The following is a 19,753-nucleotide window of genomic DNA, read 5'->3' on the forward strand; positions in this document are numbered from 1 at the left end:
GAAGGGTCTATATTAGAAATCAATAAGCCCCAGAGACTATTAATTATTTGTTTTTTTAAATTTAAAGTACGCATATGCACTTAACATGATGGCTACCATCACTATACAAGTAAGAGGAAATAGAATTGTATTGATAAAATGATCATAAAACCAAGTATACAGAAAAATCACCTCACATAGTTTAAATTTACATTGATAAGCACTAGCTTAGAAAGATTCAACGGATTGTAAGAGTTATTTCATCCTCAGAAAAACCAAGCAAATGAACCTGTTACTCTCTCTGTTTCTTTCTATTTTTTAAGAATGCAATAAGAAGAAGTAGAGGAGGAATAATCGCGAGCAGAGGAATATGCAGAGCAAACATTTCTATCCCTATTCCTTCATGGAGATGTTCTTGAAAATTGCTAGAAATCGTCATAGACATAAATAGAATGATAAGTCCCAAAGGATACGACAGTCTTGAAGGTGATTTAATCTTAAATAAGTTGGCCGTTCCTATGACAGCCGCATAAAACAATATGCTAATCTTACAGAAACCACCGATAACTAAAGCGAGCATAAAAAATACATCAAGACGTTCTAAAAAGTCAGCTACCTGGATGCTTTGTACGGTACTCAGAAGAGGGAACTGTGAACGCGCGGTCAAATCCACACCGAGCACGCTAATATTAATGAGCATCGTAATAACCAAATTGATTCCACTTAATCCCGTTGCACATAACATGGTCACTTTTGCCTTCTTAGGGTTATTCAAATACGGCAAAATCATCGTGAACACAATGGCTTCCCCAAAAGGAAAATACAAGATTTGAGAAAATATAACTTTTAGGATAGGTAAAATACCTTCTTCGAGTACTGGTTGTAAGTTCGTAAAATCGATTAATCCCGAACACACAATCAGAATAAAGCCAGTGAAGGCGAGGATATACATAAAAACAAACAGAATTTCTCCTGATCGGGCTATGACTTCGATTCCTTTTCGGACCATATAAATAGTGACAAGAATCAATAAAGCACTCGCAATAAACAAAGGTGTATCAGGATAAGCAAAGGTTAATAACATCTCGCCGATATCACGTAGAACCCTTGCTACATCATAGATAAAATAAAGGATATAAAGAAAGGCCAGTACGGTTCCCATCGCTTTACCTAATATTTTTTGCATGTATTCTGTAGGTAAGAGATCGGGGTAATAAGAGTAAAGTTTATGATAAATTAAAAATAGAACGAAACTGAATACCATTCCAAGTAAGATAGCCAACCAGGCGTCTTGTTTTGTGTCCATTGCAATAGGTAACAATAAAGAAGTACCCAGCTCAAACAGAACCATTAAGATAAAGAGCTGACTAGCACTAATTTTGGCTTTCTCCATTCAACCGGCCCTCCTTTTCAATTTTATTTAAAGCGATCTTTTGCTTTTTTGAATCGTTCTTTAACCTTTTCATCACTTACGATTTTTTGAACGTTATATAGTAGACATTAAATTTGCTTTAAGGTTAATTCTAGGCTCAGAGTATTCTTTCCACGGGTAAGAATTTTACTAGGAAATTTAACGAGAATGACAATATTCTACATGGAAATTAGCTAGTCAAATGTGTTCCCCTCATGCTTCTTCCTATTTTTCAAGAAAGCTACAAGAAGAAGCAGAGGTGGAATAATCGTAAGAAAAGGGATATGTAGAGCGAACATTGCCACCTTTAGTCCTTCATGGATATGTTCTTGAACATTACTCGCAATGGTAATAGACAATAAGAGAATGATCAGCCCAAAAGGATACGATAACCGTGAAGGTGATTTAACCTTAAATAAATTGGCCGTTCCTACGACAGCTGCATAAAATAACAGGCAGATTTTAAAGAAGATACTGATAATTAAAGCAAGCATAAAAAACACATCAAGACGTTCTAAAAAATCAGCTACTTGGATGGTCTGAACCGTACTAAGAAGTGGAAATTGTGAACGTGCGGTCAAATTAACCCCCAGTACACAAACATTAATGAGCATCGTAATAATTAAATTGATTCCACTTAATCCTGTTGCACATAGCATGGTCACCTTTGCTTTCTTGGGATTATTTAAATACGGCAAAATCATCGTAAATACAACGACTTCTGTAAATGGGAAATACAAAGTTTGAGTAAATACCACTTTTAGGACAGGGAACAAGCCATCTTCCAAAACAGGTTGTAAATTTTTTAAATCGATTAAACCAGAAGAAACAATTAAGATAAATCCAGCACTCGCAAAGATATACATAAAAATAAAAAGCAATTCTCCTGATCGAGCTATGACTTCAATTCCTTTTCTAATTGTATAAATAATGACAAGCATTAATAATGCATTTGCGATGAATAAAGGGGTGTCACGATAGGAAAAGGCTAACAGCATCTCGCCAAAATCACGTAGAACCCTTGAGGCATCATACATAAAGTAAAGAATGTAAACAAAGGCTAGTACGGTTCCCATCACTTTCCCTAGAATCTTTTGCATGTATTCGGTAGGCAAAAGGTCAGGGTAATACAGATAAAGCCTATGATAGACTAATAACAGAACAAAACTGAATACCATTCCAAGCAGAATCGCAAGCCACGCATCTTGTTTTGCATCTATCGCAAGAGGTACCAGTAAAGCACTCCCCATTTCAAATAGGACCATTAAAATAAAGAGCTGACTGGCACTAATTTTCGCCTTCTCCATTCAACTGGCACCTCCTTTTCCTTACTTTTGATTCTCTTTTATACCTGAAAGAAACGATTTGTTTCGTAAGCCAGCTCGACGCACATAGGCTTCCACCTTAATATTTACATTTAATTTTGGAAAGTACACATCATTCCATTCCGGTTTTAATTTCTTAAATTGATTTGGTCTAGAACGGTGGACCACTTCGCCGAATCCAAAGATATCTGTTTTGTTTTTTTGCGCACGTTCAATAGCTTTCTTTAGCTCTTTTTTAATTTCTTTCCTCACGGATTGTTCGATCACTGTAATGACCTTTGGATTTGTTATGTCTACAGGTACCTCCATTTCACCGATATCTCCTTCAACACGTGTATGAACAGAAATATGAGGTTGACCATTCTTCACTTGGGCAGACACACTTGTTTTTTGGCGTACAGTTTGATAGGCAATAGCTTCTTTTTTTCCTTCCCAATCAATATTAATATCGGTTCCTTGGATTTTATCGAGAATCCACACCGTTCCTCTTGCTGGTTTTCCATACAACCAATCCACTAATTTCCCCTGTTTTAAAACAGCAATTCCGGAAGCTCGAAGCGTTGCTTCAGGTGCACTTTCTTGAAGGTTATCCAGCTTTTGTGCTTGCTTATGATCTCCAACCAGACGAAATCCTGATACGACGGTTCCTTTTCCAGGGGATTCAAGGCTCTTCATCACCTCTTGGATCGACGTTTTTACATTCTCTCCCCATTTTCTTTCCGTAAATTCTAAGGTTTTTAGCACCTTATTCGCTGGAATCTTATCAACTGGCGTTAACGTTTTAACAAGATCAGCTGCGGTCGAATGGTTCGCAATCACGAGGGTGGAAGTATTTCGAAATTCTGGATCCCGATCTAAAGCATCCATTAATGTATTAATTCCTTCTTCTCTGGCCAGTTTTTCCCCAACCACGACCAAGTTTGTATGGGCATAATACAATCGTCGAGAAATTCTACTCGAAGCCCGTCTACTTGCTTCGACTAAATTATCTCCCGAAGCCGAATAGATAGTAATAGGAGGACTTTGAGTACCCCCTCCTCCTTGCAGGCCTCCTGCTACGTTTCCTGGATTAATAATCTGAAGTGCTAGATGATATCTTCCATCTTCTGTTCTATCGATACCCATAGCTGCGACAATAGCAAGGTCAGTTAACTCTTTTTTACTCCAACAACTTGTGAGCAAGACGGTTATCGTCATCATCAACAAAAGAAAAAATCCTTTACGCTTCATTGTTGTCACCTTCTTCAAGATCCCGATTCACCATACCACGAGATGCAGGAGGCTGTGGGCGTCGATTTGCTCCTTCTCGAACCGTGTTAGAAGTAATTAATCGTGGTCTTTGTCTCAGCGTCCACCACGGTAATCTTACGATAGTATCTCCATTGTTTACGGGGATGAAGGGAGCAAATGGAGCCATATAGGGTACCCCGAATGAACGTAAGCTGCATAGATGGACAACCATCATCAAAAGGCACAGAATGATGCCGTAGAAACCAAATGTCGCTGCGCCAATCATAAACAAAAAACGAATTAAGCGAGCTGAAATGGCCATATCAAAGGAAGGTGTGGCAAAACTAGCAATGGCTGTGATCGATACAATAATAACCATTGCTGGTGACACAATACTTGCTTGAACAGCTGCCTGACCAATTACAAGAGCTCCAACAATGGAGACGGCCGAACCAATGGCTTTTGGCAATCGAATCCCTGCTTCGCGTAAAATTTCAAAGGTAATCTCCATGAGGAGGGCTTCCACGAATGCTGGAAAGGGGACGGCTTCTCTCTGTGCAGCAATGGCTACAATAAGTGTTGTCGGCACCATCTCCTGATGGAAGGTTGTGACAGCGACATAGGTAGCAGGCGCAATAAGCGAAATCAGAAACATAAAAATACGTAAAAGACGAATCGATGTCGCAATGTCAAAACGGGCATAATAATCTTCAGCCGACTGGAAAAATTGCATAAATACGGCTGGTGCAAGCAGTACAAAGGGCGTTCCATCCACAAAAATAGCAATCCGTCCCTCTAACAGGTTCCCTGCTACTACATCGGGTCTCTCGGTGTTGTACATAGTTGGAAAAGGGGTCGCCGTTTGATCTTCTATTAGTTGTTCAATATAGCCCGATTCCAAAATGCTATCGATATCAATTCGATGTAGTCGCTCACGAATTTCTTTAACGACTTTATCATTGGCAATGCCATGTAGGTACATAATTGTCACATCTGTCTTAGTTACGCGTCCAACCTTCAAAGACTCCATCCATAAATCAGGGGTCTTAATGATACGACGTACCATGGCTGTATTGGTCCCGAGAGACTCTGTAAATGCTCCTTTTGGACCTCGGACCACCATTTGGGTGCTCGATTCCGCAATAGAACGTGTTTCCCCGCCTTGGGTGCTAGCACTCAGTGCCTGGTCTACTCCATCTACTAAAATAAGAGTATCGCCTGCCATTAAAGATGCAAACAGGTCATCCAAGTTAGTGACGGAGGATATGTTTCCAATTGTCATCATATCTTCAGAAATGAGGTCTAATGCATTGTGCGAATTTACTTTTTCTTTATAATCATCCTTCATTATCGATTGCAGTAAATACTCTTGAATCGATTGATTGTCTACAATTCCTTCTACATAGACAATGGCTGTTTTTACGTCGGAATTTTTCCCCATTTTCATCTCACGAATAACGACATCTGAACTATTTCCCGTTTTCTGTTTAATGTTATCCAGGTTTACTGATAACGAAACTTGTATCTGGTCTACTGAGTAATCAGTAGTTTGATTTTCAGTATCTTGTTGTCGTCTCTTTTTTGGTTTTCGATCTTTAAAAAACGAAGGCATAGATTCAAGCACCCTTCTTTAAGTTTTTATTATTTTAACCATATAAGGGGTTTTTATGTAAAAATTAACAAATGTTACTTGTGTATCATCTTAGAAGAAAGAGAAGAATCTATTAAATGGAGCGTGATCGATATGAAAATTATAGGAATTAGCCTTTTAATGATGGGATGCTTAATGGGCTTTTCTTTAGGCATCGATATTCTTCAAGGGTTTGATGTTTCTCAGGCGTTGTACAACGCCGTGAGTCCTTTTCGGGTAATGGAACTTGCCGAATTATTTGTGCTCTTTTTTCTTCTTTTTATTTTTTTCGCCGAATCTACCTATCTTTTTATAAAGAAAAGAAAGAGAAATCAAAGTAAGTAACTACATACGTATAAATCGTCATTTTTGAAGGTGAAAATAAGAATAACATGAACGTATCCTGGGCTATTTGTTTCATTCGGTTCTTCTACTAGCCAAGATCATATATCCATTACTTCCATTTTTATCCATTCTTTCACGTTATTCATTCTGGAATCAAAAGCCATTTGAAAGAGACCAGTTAATTGGAAATCTGTAAAATGATTTTTTTTTAATTTGAGAAAAGCCTCTTCATAAGAAGAGTAATGGAGCTGTTTGAACAAAAAATGGTCCATTGCCTCCCGAATATATTTTTCATTTTTCCAACAATTCATGGGAACATGAGCAAATTGCCAGGGTTTAAATATTCCAGGATAAACAGCTTCAACGACTTGAAAAGGAGATTGTCCAAAAAAGATCAAAAATGCCTCCTAGACTATGTTGTTTGAAAAAGTGAATATTAACTTGAATAGGAATCTCTTTATGAGGGATTTTCAGCTTTTCCTCTATTACATACTTTACTGCTTCAATAGCCCGCCTTTGTCCCTCTTCCCCATCCCAATATTTATTAGGAGCTTGTTGAAACTGCCAGGGCTTAAATCTTCCTGGATAAGCATTATCAATGACTTCATAATAATTCCATCCATATAGCATAGCAGGTGGCCTAAGACGATGATCCCACAATGTACCTGCTCCTACTTGAAAAGGGATTTCATGGATAGGTATTGATAAGCGTTGTTCAAGTAGATAGCATGTCATATAGCCCATATATTTTTTTCCTTCCTTACCTACAAAGAAATAATTTGGAAATCGTTTTCTTTTCTTTTCTAGAACATCTTGATAAACTTCAATGACTTGTTCTCTATTCACTGTCGAAAGCCCCTTTTGAGAAAGTATGTTTGTCATTATTGTGTATAATTATGGAATTTTTATACAAGCGAAGAAATGTTAAATAGAAGTTTAAGATCTCTATGGTACTAAACACACTGTAAGAAAGATTATAGAAAGGGCGTTCTGTATATCTTATTAGCCTAAAAACAAAAAAACGCTGACAAAAGGAGAAATGCCAGTAGTTTTGTCTATAACGTAATTAGATTTGATTAACGATAACTTACTTTATCTTAAATAGTTTGCTTAGAAGGCGATTAAAAAGTATTATGGCAACTGACTTTGGATAGCGAGTTTTTTTTGAAAATCAATGATAACAAGAAAACAAAAGTTGCTAAAGCGCTGAAATTCGCATCGAGTGACCAGTTATCAGTTATCAGTTATCGATAAAACCAAAGTTAATTTCCTCAGAGAGCTTTTCTCTGCATATTAGGTACATATATTTGATGTTTTTCTCCCTGAAAATAGTGGATTTTTCATTTAATGAACAAATTATTCTGCTGAAAATAATTACTTAATCAAGCATTTACTTGCCTTATTGGATTCCTTCAATACTTTCTAGAACTTATAGTGTGAATACTGATGAAGCAAATTGATAAAATGTAGCCTATATGGTTTTTTTATGTTGAGAGAGAGGATAAACAAAAAAAGACTTGCTTTAGATGAAAAGCAAGTTAAAAGAAAGATAATCACGTTGGCAATTCCATTATAATCCAGAGGTGGTAATGAAACATTAAAATATAGTTAAAATCGAATTAAAAGTAAATTAATTCATAAAAAGGATTAATTTTCTTTTTTATTTTGATGGCATTAAAAAAATATCTACAATTCAAAGAAAACTCTTGACTTTATTTCTTTTACATTTTGAAACAGAATCAAATTCACCGTTCGTTAAAGTATACTTTTACGGACTTTCCTTTTATATAAGAAATCTATCATTTTTATCGTTCGTTTAAGTTTGAAAATAAATTACGGACGTATTCTAAAATACATACACTTTTACGAACGTTTTTGGCAGAATCATAGGAAGGGAAACAAAAAATAAGGCTATTATGTACCTTATTATGTTTAAAAAATAAGCCACCCTATTTAGTTATAGATAGGATGACTTATTTTTTTATTATAAATATATTTAATTGTTTTGGTTTAATAAGTATAAGGTATTAACTTATTTAGAGCCTTCAAATAAACTATTATTTATGTTCATTCATTTTCTTCTATGCTTCCTCCACACATAACTAAATAAGGAGAGGAAGAAACATTAGAGAAAAACCTCCAAGACTCTTTGTCATTTCCAGATTCATTTGGAAATACTTCTAATAAATAGTTACTACTAAAGCAAATTTTTAATCCGCCTATATTATCCGCCTCTATACTTTGAACATTTCGAATATCCTTCATAATTTTTTTAAAACTGCTTGCTTTAGAATCAAATTCACTGGAACCTATATTATCCCAATTAAAATTCTCTAATTTAACATTAGAATTTGGAGAATATAAATCACCAGATGCTATGATTATTTTATCCTTTTTGACAATTCTCCAGGCACATTGAATATGCAAGGAATATTCTGCTAACGTTCTGGTATCACCAATAATATTCTTTTTAGTAAATGGTTCTCCAAACAATAACCAAACTAAATTTGTAGTTCTTCCTATAGAATATAAAGGCTTACCAACTAATTCATTAAAAGTTACTTCAATTTCATTTTTCAAAATGTTTCTTCACGCCTTTCAATTATCTTCCAGCCTTAATTTCCCTTGCGATTACATCTATAGTATGATAATCGTAATGTTGACCCGTAATTTCATCATGAAGCTTTCTTTGTTGTGCTTTATTTAATTTGTGTTTGGATACAATGGCTCTAACCTGAGCATTTTGTGCTTGATTGTTTCTTGGTGTCCCTTTATGTTGTTTAGAAGCTTTTTGTTTAGGGACTTTATTCTTTTTAGAGAAAAATTGTAATTTAACTCTTACAAGAGCTTTTTTATATACTTTTTTTGCAATGTATTTCCCATTTTGTCTGACCATTACATAGGTAGAGATAACTCTAACCACAGTTACGGTTTGAGTATAAAAACCTTTGTGGCCGTCTGGATCTATCAATTGAACAGGGTTATTGTTGGCATATGTGTATCCATTTTGTGTAATTGGATCATCTTCATCACCAGGATCAGGATCTGCTGATAATAATACACCTTGTTCTGAATTATAATAACGATCAATTAGGTAGTACATGCCTGTTTCATCATCTTGCATATAGCCAGCATAAGTAAACGGATTCTTAATATCTGGCTGTCCCGATGTTATTTGCTTTTGTACGTTTCCCCATGCATCATATGTGTATCTTACCACAATATTTCCACTGTCTTCTGTCATGGCAACTACATCACCATGTGAGTTGTAATGATAATAGTATGTTTTTCCACCTGTCTGCATGGATAATCGTAATCCATCCATAGAATATACATACGACCGAAGTACATTCCCGTTTCCATCTGTTTCATACAACGGATTAATGCTATCTCCATCGTAATAGAAACGTGTTATATTACCGTCCACATCCTTCTCGATACGACGATTGTTTTCATCATATTTATATGTGGCAAAAGCTTTTGTTTCTCCCTTTTTTGTAATGGAAATTAATTGATCGGCTGCATTCCATGTATACTTATATTGGCCATCTTCAATACGGTTTCCATTTTTATCATACGCAATTGCGTAATTCCCAAATTTAGTAAGTTCGTTTCCAACATTAAATTCAGCCTTAGTTTGAACAGCTGATTTTCCTGGCTCTGTAACAGTTATAGATGTGCGATTTCCAAAACCGTCATAAGCGTATTCTTTAATGGTCCCGTTGGGTAGCGTTTCTTTCAATAACTGATCTAATGAATCATATACATATGAAGTTGTTTTATCTGTAGTACCATCCTCTTTGTATGAAGTGATTTCTGTACGGTTGTCATTTTCATCATACTTATAAGACTCAGATAAAATACTATCGTTATTGGCAGTGCCTATATCTAAAGACGTTACCTTGCCTGTCACATCGTAGGTGAAGGTCGAACCAGCATTGTTTCCTGAGGTATAGTTGATAACATTTCCGTGCAACCTAGATGGATTTACATGCTCATCTTTACGTGTGGAGTGGTTGCTGCATATGCAATTGATTTTGATAAAAAGAATTCAAAATATCGTAACTTCTATCTAGTATTAATATTTGCTGCCTTTTTATTATATGTATTTTATGTACCATCACCTAAAGACTTACCATATGATAAGATCCAAATTGTCTTTTTTACTGCGTTGATAGGTATTTTTCTACTGCGGTTTAAAATTAAACAGGTATTTTTCCTTTTTTGCATCATTATCGTAGCCATTTGTAGTATCGGATACAATAACTTTATGATGTTTACTCAAGATTTGGGCGATTATCAGACTCAGAAGGCTTCGACACTTCAAACCTTTTCAGGAAGTGGTTACGACAATGAAGCAGACAAACAGGTAATTCAATATATCCAACAATCAGATTCTTCTTTTTATCGGATTATGTGGAATCAAATCAACAAAGAAAATATCCCATTATATTACAATTACAATGGGTTTAGCAGTTATCAAAGTCTTATTCCAAATAATGTACACAGCTTCTTTAAGGAAACTTATAACATAGCTCAAATGGATTCACCGAGTCGTTATAGCAATTTAGATCATCGTCTCTACTTGGAAACAGCTTTAATGAATAAATACTATATAGTAAGAAGTGGTGATTCATTTAGCCCATACGGTTTTACATTATTAAAAGAGTTAAATGGATATAAGATTTATAAAAATGATCATTATCTTCCTGTTGGCTTTATGTATGATCAGGCTGTATCAGTTGAGCAGTTTAACCAATTAGACGAAGTACAAAAAGATCAGCTTATGTTGCAAGCTGCAGTTGTAGAACAGACAGGAAGTTTAGAAAAGTTCAATACTAAGAAATTAAGAAGTGAAGTTCTTTTCAAAGGAATGGATAATGTAAAACTTGAGAATATTGATAAAAATGGCGATGTATACACAGCAAGGCCTAACGCTTCTATTCAAATTCCGTTAAATAATAAACAAGTAAAAGCTGGAGAGACAATTCTAAAGATGAATTTAAAGAACCTAACAACGGGCTCATTGATGCTTAATATTAATGGAACTAACTTCGAAAAGCGTTCAGTAAATAACATTTATTCTTATCCAAAAGACAATTATGCATTTAATGTTCAAAACTTACAGAACAATAGAATGATCAATATTAGTTTGTCTCCTGGTCAGTATAGTATTAAAGATGTTGAAGTCCTGTTTAATTCTTATGAAAAATACACTGACTCAGTTAATGAATTAAAGCAATCCGAATTGAAAAATGTTCACTATGATGAAAATTCATTGCAAGGTAAAGTTAATGTTAGAAAATCAGGGTTGTTATTCCTATCTGTTCCATATAGTAAAGGTTGGCATATTAAAGTAGATGGGAAAGATACTGATTTTGAACAAGTAAACGGAACGTTTATAGGTGTTAGATTACCTAAAGGTAAACATGACATCTCCATGCACTATGTGACGCCATATTTTAAAGAGTCAACTGCCATTTCTATATTCACAGCTATCGGGATAGTGGTTGTATACTTAATAAAAAGACGTAAAAAAGTAAAAAGTAGTAACTAAATAAAAGAAGCTCTTCTTAAGCTAGAAGAGCTTCTTTTATTTTTTATGCATTAAGATAAACGGAATTCAACTAGCAATGAGTTATTTTTTAAAAGTATATAACCCTATTTGTTTACTATAGCTTATTTAGGGCTATCAGCTATGGTGTGACCTGTTCCTTGTAACTTCAAAGAACTTCTCTTTGTAGTGATACCAAAAAACATAAATCTTGTAATAAACGAAAGCTTAAATAACTGATGAATGCTATATGAAATTAAGATTCCTATAACTCCCAACAAAAGCCCATTATTGGTATATTTCAGACCTAGTATGTATATAGGGATATGTAAAAACATAATGCTCATTGAAGCCATTCCAATACTCTCCGTCATTTTCTCTAACCATCTATACGTTAAGTTATTACTTAAATGAAACAGAAGAACAATACATGAAATCGGTATAATTATATCAAGGTACAAATGATTATATACACCAGCTTTTAGGTCCAATTCGTAATTAAGCTTCTGCATTTGCTCTAGAACAACGATTACACTAAATACAACTATTCCTAGCAATAATATTAATTTTTTCTTTAGTATATGGACAATATTGCGACTATAATACCCAATAGCATAGTATGGTAAAGCAATTAGGACAGTGTTTATGCTCCAAGGTAACATGAGCTGACTGATTCCCCTTACATGTGCTAACCCATAAAAAACGGCCATTATAAAAATTATTAGAATTTGTGAACGAAACATATACGTTATTAATGCAAAAGTTAACTGTGTAACAAGTAAGCACGTTACGAACCAGAAAACTCCATAGTAATAACCAAGCTTTCGTCCACCGTATAACAGGGATTCAATAGACCAATCTTGGTTCTGTATAATGATAATTCCAAGGATACATAAACCAAAGAAAATATAAGGAATCATTAACCTATTTACTTTTTTAAAAGACCAGTTAAGTAACTTTTTAAATTCGAGAGTTGGGGCGAAGAGATAACCACTTATCATAAAGAATAGTGGCATATGAAACCAAAAGAAATAATGATGGGTAAATTCATTGCCTGTGTGCCCTAATACAACAGTAATAATTCCTATTCCCTTCAATCGATCAATCCATCTATTATATTGCTGCATGTCCTATCCCCTAAGTAATAAATTTCAATGCTGTGAGTCTTATTATAATGCTGCCTTAACTAATCCAACAATATTAATTTTTAATAAAAAAAGACCATATATTCCGTAACTATTATACGTCATCTACTAGAACACGTTTTTACTGAAAAAGTAGACAAGTTTAGACATTAATTATTACTTCCAAGGATGTTATAGATGGCAAGTTAATTACAGATTGGACTCAACTTCAACAAAGTTAATAACTAGATGAATAAAATAAAAAGCGACATACCTATTAATGGTAAGTCGCTTTTAGTTATTTATCATTTCAGCTTGAATAATGTAGCGATCAGGTGCTTTTCCAATCATATCAAATGGATAGCAAGTTGTTAGTGTAAGTGTAGGCTTATCTTTAGGAACGATTACTGTCCGATCCTCTTTATGTGTAATCCAAATCTTTTGAATTTGGTATTCATAAAGTTTGTTATCAAATTCTACAATTAGATTGTCACCCGTTTTAAGCTCACCTAACCTTGTAAATACGGTGTCGCGGTGCCCACTTAATACTGTGTGCTCCATTCCCTTTGGAGTAGTAGTTAAATCACTAACAAACATTCCTACGCCTCTTTTTAAGGTATCAGCGTCTGTGCCCCAATACACTGAGTATTTTAATTCGAGTTTAGGAATAACAAGATTAGCTACTTTTTGACCTTTGTTGTAATTATAATCTTCCATTTTCTCTGGAGACTTCGTCTCGACTTCCTCTAGATTCACATTGCTAGCTGATTCTTCTTGTTTTGCTTCAGTACTTTGTCGGTCTACATCTTCTTTTTCTTTTACTTCATAATGGTTTATTTCCTTCTGAGATAGAGTTTCTGAAGATGATCTTCCTAAGTTCCACTCAAAGAATGAATAGCCGGCTAGGGAAATACCTATCAAAAATAGACAAATGCCTAATATTCTCATAAAACTGCACCTCTATAAAAAAGAGACAGGAATAATCCCGCCCCTTTTATTTTATATAGCTATTATATTATACTTTTGAATTCTTGCGACGAGTAAATACCACCATACCAGCAGCTGCAACAGCTAAACCGGCTGCAACACCAAGTGGATTACTACTTGCCGTTTCAGGAAGCTCTTCGCCTTCTTTTTTGTCAGAAGTAGTCTTTTGCTCTGAAGAAGAATTTTCTTCTTTAGTAGCAGTTTCTTCTTTTGCAGGTTGCTCTTCAGTAGTTTGTTCTGTAGTAGTCTCTTCTTTAGTTGTTTCCTCTGAAGTAGCTTCTTCTTTCTTACCAATACCGTTAATCTTAGAAGTATCATAGTCAGACGGAGCTTCACAAGGAATACCATCGTCTACTTTGTTACCCCAGCCATCTAATCTCTCAGGATCATTTGTTGCTGTGTAACCTTTTGAATTCCAGTAGTCTACTACCTCTTGGTATGGCTTACCTTTAAAATCAGAACAGTCTTTATCTAAACCGTTTGATTCTGCTGATGCTGTAGTTGCTACAGTACCAATACCCCCAAATGTTAACGCTGCCGCCAAAGCAAATGTTACTTTTTTCATTTCTTCTACCCCCAATATTTGTGTGTCAGATTTGCTAACAATTTCATATTAAACTCTTTTTCTGACAACTTCAACAATAATCTGGGTCGTTAGCTATATTTTCCCTTTATTCGTCAATTTCTTCTGTTTCATATGACAATATTATTACTTTTAACCTTTTTTTTACATTAAACTAGTTTTAAATGATTGCTGTTTTCCTGTTTTTTCTTTAAATTAAACCTCTTATTTTTTTGAATTCTTGCTTCTTTTTTCTTTCCTCTAACCAGCACTTTGTTTACTTTTCTCATTAATTCTTTGTCTATCCTTTTAATGTATTTTTTTCCGAAAGGTTAAAAAGATACCCTTTGTTATGAAACAATAAGATCATTATAAGTAATAACAATTAATAAAGTATCCCGATTGAGAGAAAGGACTCTATTCAGGTAAAATAAAGGAAAAAGTACACAAAAAATCTCAAGAAGGTGTTTTTATGAAGAAAGTTGCGGCTGCAATTATAAAAGATAGAGATCAACTATTAATCGCTAAAAGGCATTCAAAAGACCCTTTGGCCGGTAAATGGGAATTCCCTGGCGGCAAGTTAGAACCTGGTGAAACACCTGAAGAGTGTCTAGTAAGGGAGATAAGAGAAGAGTTACGAATAGAAGTAGAAATTGGATCTTTTTATGACGATACTGTATATGGCTTCAAAGATCAGGCTATTCATCTATTATTCTATTGGGCAAAAGTCATAAAGGGTGAGATCAAACCAGTTGTTCATGATGATGTAAAGTGGATCACTATAAAAGAATTAACAAGGTTTAATTTTGCTCCTGCTGATATTCCAATAGTAAAAAGAATGGAGAGAGAGAATATATGAGTTTTGAACATGGATTACAACCTTCTGATGTTCTAACAAATCAAGAACTAATGAGTATATTTAAGTGTGCAATGGTCGGAGGAATGAGGTTTTCCCACTATGCTAATGCCTTAGTTCTAATTTCTGATCATACTAAGTCTTTGTATGATGATCGCTGGATTGGCAATGTATTTCATTATACAGGGATGGGTCAAGTAGAAAATCAAAGTTTGGATTATAGTCAAAACAAGAAGTTATATGAATCAAATCGTACGGATGTTACAGTGTATTTATTTGAAGTATTTAAGCCCAATCATTATATCTTTCAAGGCGAGGTTTACCTTTCAGATGACCCTTACCAAGAGCAACAGCTCGATAAATATAAAGATCCCAGACTTGTTTGGATTTTCCCTTTAAGATTGAAGAATGAACAGAATGAAATATTAATTCCAACGGAATTTTTTAAGTCCAGGGATAGTGTTCAAGAGAAAAGAGCTAAAAAGCTTGCGGAAGATGAATTAATAAAAAGAGCTTCACGTGCTTCTAATAAGCCTGGTTCTCGAATGATAGTTACAAAGGGATATGAAAGAGATGCGTATGTTTCAGAATATGCAAAAAGAAGAGCGAATGGGATTTGTCAATTATGTGAAGAGCCGGCGCCCTTTCATACTAAAAAGGGCGAACCTTATTTAGAAACTCACCATATTGAATGGTTATCCAAAGGCGGGGAAGATACTATGGAAAACACGGTTGCTTTATGTCCTAACTGCCATCGTAAGATGCATTCTCTAAATGCCAAAAAGGATGTAGAAAAGTTACGAGCAGTAGCAAGTATCATCTAAGGATTAGATAGAAGGAGCAAACTCTGATGCTACGTAGTTTGCTCTTAATGTAACCCCATTTTACAAAAAACCGCCCTTTTTTAAAGTACATCAAAAACATCTATTTATGATACAGAGATTTTGATACTAGTTTTGGCACAGAAATGAGGCCTGATTGAGACAAAAAGTAATTAATTATAGAAATGTCTCAAAATCCATGGTTTTTGAGATAGTATTAATCTTAAAATCTACCAATAAAAAAAATCCTGTTTTACTGCCGAGAATAAAACTGATGTTAAGTTGTGTATATAAAAGAGAAAGTCTCCTCAAAGGGTTGCAAGCCCGGTTTTTTCGGAATTATTGCAAAGATGAAGGTTTTAAATCAATGTCTAGTAAGCAACGTGAACAATTAGTCGATAAAATAAAGAAAGATCCAGAAAAATTCAAACAGAGTGGTTCATATCAAAGATGGAGAAAAGATCAACTAATAAATTAAATGTTTGTGTAAATATGAATAGATTAATTTTATATAGTAAAAAAAGGAGATACCTACTTGAGGACCAGGAATTTCGTGAAAGAAATGAAAAGAATTCGTCTAGAACTTAATCAAGGCATAAATGCAATAAGATCATTTGCAGATGAAGCAAGGTCAACCTTTAATGAGTGGAAAATTTTGTATGAAGAGACTTACCCTGCCCTTCTTGACTTAGCAGAATCAATAGCAAAGAAAGGGTGGCTTATACCGCCTAATATGGGAGTAAATGAAATGCTAGATGTAGTTGATGAAGAGAATCCAGAAGGCATTTTCAAAGAATTCTACAGCAATAAGGTAAATTATAAAGAGATGAAAATCACGCTGAATAGCTGTGATTTATTGGACAAAGATTTAATGAAGGAATGCTTGTGGTGTTATGAAAATAATACATACAAAGTTATTGTCCCTGCTTTATTAATACAAATTGAAAAACTTTTGGTTAAAGTTTGTAATACAAAGAAAATAGGCCGAGGGTTATCTGGCGCTTTTGAAGAAGAAGTACAGAAAAGAAAAGATATGAGTTTTGGCTTTCTACATTTATATGCTGCCAGCACATTTATAAACGAAATTTTTGGTAAGCACGATTTTGATGAGGAACGATTGGAAAGTTGGAATAGGGCTTGGGTTTTACATGGAAGAGACGACTCTAAATATTGGACAGATATTGAAGTGCTCAAGTTATTAAATTTATTGTTCTCTCTTACATTCATTAATGAAATAATGAATGAACAGTTATAAGATATTTATCTATAGTGAAACAAAGAGGCAGCCAAAATCATTTTGGCTGCCTCTTTTAGCAAAATTGAACCACTAGAGTTGCTTTTTATCATCTTGTATCACTAATTGCATTTGAAATATATCTGATTCTGTAATTCCTGCTTTTTTCAATTCATCTTGTAGGGTCATTCCCTCTTCGATCTTTATTTTCCTTTTAGTACCGTCTCTTAATGTAAAGATCCTCATTTGATACATTTAATGAATGGTTCCTCCTTTTAATCTAAAAATGTTAAATATCGCTGCTATTAATATCAAGTGAGTAATAACCTGGTATATAGTTTTTGACTTTTCTAGGCGAGTTAAATAGATCACTCTTACTGAATATTGTAAATCCAACCTCTTCCACATCCACAAATGTATCAACTTTATGTATATCGACATTTTTAAACTCTATAGGTTTATTCCATTGTCTTGAAGGAATTAAATCCTGCTCTACAATACCTTCCCCGTGGAAAATGAATACACTCAACCCATTATTAACTAATACTTCTACTAACCCACTAACAAGTTCCAATTTTTCTACAGAATCAACTTTGATAATAGCACCATCTGATGAATGCTCATAAAAAGGAATTTTATTTTTAATTAACGTCTCTTTTTCATATCCAGAGAGCATTGAGTCTAAAACAAAGAAAACAGGTAAACCGAACATTTTTTGAACTAAGGAAATGATCAGCTCAGGCGTGATGTCACTAATCCCTACAGTAATAGATACAAATTTATCTTTTGGAAAATCAAAACTATCAATTATACTTTGGTCTGAATATTGCACAAAATATTCTTTTTTCAACTTTTAGCCCCTCCTTTAGGGTTTAATCCTTTAGAACTCTTACTATTACGTTATACAGCAATTGCCCGTGTTAATGTAACAATAAATTCATTTTAAGTGATAGCAATAATCGGGAAAAGATTCCATCGAATAAAGAACGTTTGTTCGTATATAATAAAGAACAAACGTTCTTTATTTGAGGAGTACTTTCAATGGATTATGGGCAGCTACCAAACAGAGTCATTATTTGCATCGACATGAGGAGTTTTTTCGCTTCGGTTTCCTCTGTCATACGAGGGTTAGATCCCTTGAAAACAAAGCTTGCGGTTGTAGGAGATATCAAACGGTCGGGATCTGTTGTGCTAGCTGCCACACCCCTATTAAAGAAAGAAGGGATCAAAACAGGAAGCCGTCTTTTCGACATTCCTAAAAGGAAAGATATCCATGTTGTGAATCCATCCATGGAGAGATATATCAAGGCTTCGAACTATATTTCTAGTTTGGTGTTACAGTATGTTGCTCCTGAAGACTTTCATTCGTATAGCATTGATGAGTTGTTTATCGATGCGACAGCTTCTTTACATTTATTTGCTCGAACACCAGAGGAACTAGCTCATCGAATACTTAATGAGATTTATCGTAAAACCAGACTGACAGCTACCGCAGGAATCGGTCCTAATCTCTTACTGGCTAAAGTCAGCTTAGATCATGAAGCGAAGCACAGCCCAACAGGGGTTGCGTATTGGCGATATGAGGATTTTCCCTTTAAGTTATGGTCGATTCATCCAATGAAGGATTTTTGGGGGATCTCGTCAGCTACAGAAAGACGCTTAAACCGTTTAGGCATCTATACCATAAAAGAACTCGCTCTTTCTTCTGTAGAGATGTTACGTAAAGAATTTGGTGTCCTGGGGGAAGAAATCCACCAACATGCCAATGGCATTGATTTTAGTCGTATTTCTGATGTGTACATCCCTAGTTCCCGTTCCTTTGGGAAAAGTCAGATTCTCTTTCGAGATTATACAAGCCGAAAAGAAGTGGAACTATTACTATTGGAGCTATTGGACGATGTTTGTTTTCGTTTACGCATGCATCAAGTGGTGGCTCAAACTATCCATTTGTCGATTGGCTACAGCAAACAAACAGGTGGAGGCTTCTCAAGACAAAAGAAAATGGGTCGAGCTTCAAACTTAAGCCAAGATATTTTTCCCTATTGTTTAACCATTTTACATACGTTTGATAGTGGAATGCCGATTCGCTCCATTGGGATTTCGTTATCCAACACAAGCATTGAAGAAGAGGAGCAAATGAGCTTATTTGAGGATATCGATCAGCGTGAAAGAGCCTATGCTCTTGCCAAAACGATTGATGAAATTCGGCTGCGTTATGGGAAGAATAGTGTGCTACGAGCTTCAAGCTATCTGGATCATTCAACAGCTCGTTATCGAAACGGCCTTATAGGAGGTCATAAAGCCTAGCAGAAAGGAGGATTTTATCATGAATCACGATAGAGGAATGAAAAAATAGCGCCCGTTTTCGAGTATGCCCGAACAATACACAGGATTGCAGGAAGTTATAAACAAGCAAGCAGAGGTACCTCAACCTCTTTTGACAGAAGAGCAAATGGAACAGATCAATCTAACGCTGATCGAAGCATTACATACAAATAAACAAGTCTATCTTACATACTACAAAAAGGGACAATGTATTACAGAAAAGGGCTTCATCCAATTTGTTGATTCCCTGGGGAATTTGTTTGTTTTTATCGATGAAGTATTTGAATTAAAAAACAAAATGAAGTTAAGTGAACTAATTGATGTTCGTTTTACATAAAATAATTCCACCTTCACTTTTTGTGGTAATCTA

21 protein-coding genes are annotated in these 19,753 nt (G+C 34.9%); 8 read left to right on the forward strand and 13 right to left on the reverse strand.

Annotated elements, in window-relative coordinates:
- Nucleotides 1–271: 271 nt before the first annotated feature.
- From Q5794_RS28400 to Q5794_RS28415, 4 genes are all read right to left on the reverse strand, one after another.
- Nucleotides 272–1,372, reverse strand: a complete 1,101-nt coding sequence (locus Q5794_RS28400; RefSeq protein WP_374989346.1) for a GerAB/ArcD/ProY family transporter — start codon at nt 1,370–1,372, stop codon at nt 272–274.
- Nucleotides 1,373–1,584: 212 nt separating this feature from the next.
- On the reverse strand, nt 1,585–2,697 hold the full coding sequence (locus Q5794_RS28405; RefSeq protein WP_374989347.1) for a GerAB/ArcD/ProY family transporter: 1,113 nt from the start codon (nt 2,695–2,697) through the stop codon (nt 1,585–1,587).
- A gap of 21 nt (nt 2,698–2,718) precedes the next feature.
- Nucleotides 2,719–3,945, reverse strand: a complete 1,227-nt coding sequence (locus tag Q5794_RS28410; RefSeq protein ID WP_374989348.1) for a Ger(x)C family spore germination protein — start codon at nt 3,943–3,945, stop codon at nt 2,719–2,721.
- Nucleotides 3,935–5,557: a spore germination protein gene (locus Q5794_RS28415; protein WP_374989349.1), complete on the reverse strand. Its 1,623-nt coding sequence runs from the start codon at nt 5,555–5,557 to the stop codon at nt 3,935–3,937. Before Q5794_RS28415 ends, Q5794_RS28410 begins: the two co-directional genes overlap by 11 nt.
- A gap of 132 nt (nt 5,558–5,689) precedes the next feature.
- On the opposite strand from Q5794_RS28415, the gene Q5794_RS28420 reads away from it, so the two are divergent.
- Nucleotides 5,690–5,920: a hypothetical protein gene (locus tag Q5794_RS28420; protein WP_374989350.1), complete on the forward strand. Its 231-nt coding sequence runs from the start codon at nt 5,690–5,692 to the stop codon at nt 5,918–5,920.
- 98 nt (nt 5,921–6,018) lie between these two features.
- Here the strand turns inward: Q5794_RS28420 and Q5794_RS28425 are convergent, their stop codons facing one another.
- The 4 genes from Q5794_RS28425 to Q5794_RS28440 all read right to left on the reverse strand — a co-directional run bounded on the left by Q5794_RS28425 (nt 6,019) and on the right by Q5794_RS28440 (nt 9,896).
- Nucleotides 6,019–6,318: a hypothetical protein gene (locus Q5794_RS28425; protein WP_374989351.1), complete on the reverse strand. Its 300-nt coding sequence runs from the start codon at nt 6,316–6,318 to the stop codon at nt 6,019–6,021.
- The gene (locus tag Q5794_RS28430) at nt 6,281–6,766 is read right to left on the reverse strand and encodes a DUF4046 domain-containing protein (RefSeq protein ID WP_374989352.1); all 486 of its coding nucleotides are present in this window, start codon (nt 6,764–6,766) and stop codon (nt 6,281–6,283) included. The genes Q5794_RS28425 and Q5794_RS28430 overlap by 38 nt, the downstream gene beginning before the upstream one ends.
- 1,221 nt (nt 6,767–7,987) lie before the next feature.
- Nucleotides 7,988–8,500 carry a hypothetical protein gene (locus Q5794_RS28435; RefSeq protein ID WP_374989353.1) on the reverse strand — a complete coding sequence of 171 codons (513 nt, stop codon included), beginning with the start codon at nt 8,498–8,500 and terminating at the stop codon, nt 7,988–7,990.
- 22 nt (nt 8,501–8,522) lie between these two features.
- The gene (locus Q5794_RS28440; protein ID WP_374989354.1) at nt 8,523–9,896 is read right to left on the reverse strand and encodes an RHS repeat domain-containing protein; all 1,374 of its coding nucleotides are present in this window, start codon (nt 9,894–9,896) and stop codon (nt 8,523–8,525) included.
- Nucleotides 9,897–9,911: 15 nt separating this feature from the next.
- Between Q5794_RS28440 and Q5794_RS28445 the strand changes: the two genes are divergently transcribed.
- Nucleotides 9,912–11,477 (forward strand): YfhO family protein, encoded by a 1,566-nt coding sequence (locus tag Q5794_RS28445; RefSeq protein ID WP_374989355.1) that lies wholly within the window; start codon nt 9,912–9,914, stop codon nt 11,475–11,477.
- Nucleotides 11,478–11,599: 122 nt separating this feature from the next.
- Here Q5794_RS28445 and Q5794_RS28450 read toward each other — a convergent pair whose 3' ends face one another.
- The 3 genes from Q5794_RS28450 to Q5794_RS28460 all read right to left on the reverse strand — a co-directional run bounded on the left by Q5794_RS28450 (nt 11,600) and on the right by Q5794_RS28460 (nt 14,150).
- Nucleotides 11,600–12,601: an acyltransferase family protein gene (locus tag Q5794_RS28450; protein ID WP_374989356.1), complete on the reverse strand. Its 1,002-nt coding sequence runs from the start codon at nt 12,599–12,601 to the stop codon at nt 11,600–11,602.
- A 291-nt stretch (nt 12,602–12,892) separates the two neighbouring features.
- Complete coding sequence (locus Q5794_RS28455; protein ID WP_374989357.1) at nt 12,893–13,546, reverse strand: class D sortase; 654 nt, start codon at nt 13,544–13,546, stop codon at nt 12,893–12,895.
- Nucleotides 13,547–13,613: 67 nt separating this feature from the next.
- Entirely contained in the window at nt 13,614–14,150 is a 537-nt protein-coding gene (locus tag Q5794_RS28460) for an LPXTG cell wall anchor domain-containing protein (RefSeq protein WP_374989358.1), read from the reverse strand.
- A gap of 469 nt (nt 14,151–14,619) precedes the next feature.
- Between Q5794_RS28460 and mutT the strand changes: the two genes are divergently transcribed.
- The 4 genes from mutT to Q5794_RS28480 all read left to right on the forward strand — a co-directional run bounded on the left by mutT (nt 14,620) and on the right by Q5794_RS28480 (nt 17,079).
- Nucleotides 14,620–15,006, forward strand: a complete 387-nt coding sequence (gene mutT, locus Q5794_RS28465) for an 8-oxo-dGTP diphosphatase MutT (protein ID WP_374989359.1) — start codon at nt 14,620–14,622, stop codon at nt 15,004–15,006.
- Nucleotides 15,003–15,827 carry an HNH endonuclease gene (locus Q5794_RS28470; protein WP_374989360.1) on the forward strand — a complete coding sequence of 275 codons (825 nt, stop codon included), beginning with the start codon at nt 15,003–15,005 and terminating at the stop codon, nt 15,825–15,827. Before mutT ends, Q5794_RS28470 begins: the two co-directional genes overlap by 4 nt.
- 154 nt (nt 15,828–15,981) lie before the next feature.
- Nucleotides 15,982–16,302: a hypothetical protein gene (locus Q5794_RS28475; RefSeq protein ID WP_374989361.1), complete on the forward strand. Its 321-nt coding sequence runs from the start codon at nt 15,982–15,984 to the stop codon at nt 16,300–16,302.
- A 75-nt stretch (nt 16,303–16,377) separates the two neighbouring features.
- Nucleotides 16,378–17,079, forward strand: a complete 702-nt coding sequence (locus tag Q5794_RS28480) for a hypothetical protein (RefSeq protein WP_374989362.1) — start codon at nt 16,378–16,380, stop codon at nt 17,077–17,079.
- 72 nt (nt 17,080–17,151) lie between these two features.
- Here the strand turns inward: Q5794_RS28480 and Q5794_RS28485 are convergent, their stop codons facing one another.
- Together Q5794_RS28485 and Q5794_RS28490 are read right to left on the reverse strand one after the other, a co-directional pair.
- Entirely contained in the window at nt 17,152–17,313 is a 162-nt protein-coding gene (locus tag Q5794_RS28485; RefSeq protein WP_374989363.1) for a hypothetical protein, read from the reverse strand.
- Nucleotides 17,314–17,347: 34 nt separating this feature from the next.
- Nucleotides 17,348–17,908: a hypothetical protein gene (locus Q5794_RS28490; protein WP_374989364.1), complete on the reverse strand. Its 561-nt coding sequence runs from the start codon at nt 17,906–17,908 to the stop codon at nt 17,348–17,350.
- 191 nt (nt 17,909–18,099) lie between these two features.
- Here Q5794_RS28490 and Q5794_RS28495 point away from each other — a divergent pair, with 191 nt between their 5' ends.
- Both Q5794_RS28495 and Q5794_RS28500 read left to right on the forward strand, forming a co-directional pair.
- Entirely contained in the window at nt 18,100–19,365 is a 1,266-nt protein-coding gene (locus Q5794_RS28495) for a damage repair protein (protein ID WP_374989365.1), read from the forward strand.
- Nucleotides 19,366–19,429: 64 nt separating this feature from the next.
- Entirely contained in the window at nt 19,430–19,720 is a 291-nt protein-coding gene (locus Q5794_RS28500; RefSeq protein ID WP_374989366.1) for a YolD-like family protein, read from the forward strand.
- Nucleotides 19,721–19,753 lie beyond the last annotated feature (33 nt).

The organism is Priestia megaterium, assembly GCF_041941685.1.
In the GTDB taxonomy this organism is placed as follows: domain Bacteria; phylum Bacillota; class Bacilli; order Bacillales; family Bacillaceae_H; genus Priestia; species Priestia megaterium_C.